We start from the raw sequence: 818 nt of genomic DNA, 5'->3' as shown, positions 1-818 counted from the left end.
GCTCCGACTGCTTGTAAGCATACGGGTTCAGGTTCTCTTTCACTCCCCTTCCGGGGTGCTTTTCACCTTTCCCTCACGGTACTGGTTCACTATCGGTCGCTGAGGAGTATTTAGCCTTGGAGGGTGGTCCCCCCGGATTCCCACGGGATTTCACGTGCCCCGCGGTACTTGGGATCCCTTCGGAATGGCTCGTCCTTTCGCCTACAGGGGTGTTACCTGCTGTGCCGGGCCTTTCCAGACCGCTTCGACTAGGATGATTCATTCGGGATGAAGGTCCCGCAACCCCGCCTCCGAAGAGACGGTTTAGGCTTTTCCCCGTTCGCTCGCCGCTACTGGGGGAATCTCGCTTGATTTCTTTTCCTCCGGGTACTTAGATGTTTCAGTTCCCCGGGTTGGCTTCACTGACCTATGGATTCAGTCAGCGATGTCCGGATATGACTCCGGACGGGTTGCCCCATTCGGGTATCTACGGGTCTACGCCTGCTTGCGGCTCTCCGTAGCTTTTCGCAGCTGTCCGCGCCCTTCTTCGCCTCTCAGCGCCTAGGCATCCACCGTATGCCCTTACTAACTTGACCTTATTTTCAATGAATGATTGCTCCGTTCCGTTTTGTTCCCTCGGTAATGAAATACCAAGGAACCCAAAACATCAACGTCGCATTATCATTACTTGCGCTTTACTTTTACCTCTGTGCAGTTTTCAAGGAACAAACCTGTCGCCGTTAGGCGACAGGTGGTTTGATGAATTTGGTGGAGCTAAGCGGGATCGAACCGCTGACCTCTTGAATGCCATTCAAGCGCTCTCCCAGCTGAGCTATAGC

At 54.0% G+C, this 818-nt stretch carries 1 rRNA gene; it reads right to left on the bottom strand.

The features are described 5' to 3' along the window. Window positions 1-575: ribosomal RNA gene (locus GJ688_RS20030) — 23S ribosomal RNA — on the bottom strand; the annotation flags it as partial. Window positions 576-818: the final 243 nt, after the last annotated feature.

The organism is Heliobacterium mobile (genome assembly GCF_009720735.1).
GTDB classification, from domain to species: domain Bacteria; phylum Bacillota; class Desulfitobacteriia; order Heliobacteriales; family Heliobacteriaceae; genus Heliobacterium; species Heliobacterium mobile.
The sequence above is the reverse complement of the archived record's forward strand: the minus strand, read 5'-3'. Positions and strand labels throughout refer to the sequence as shown.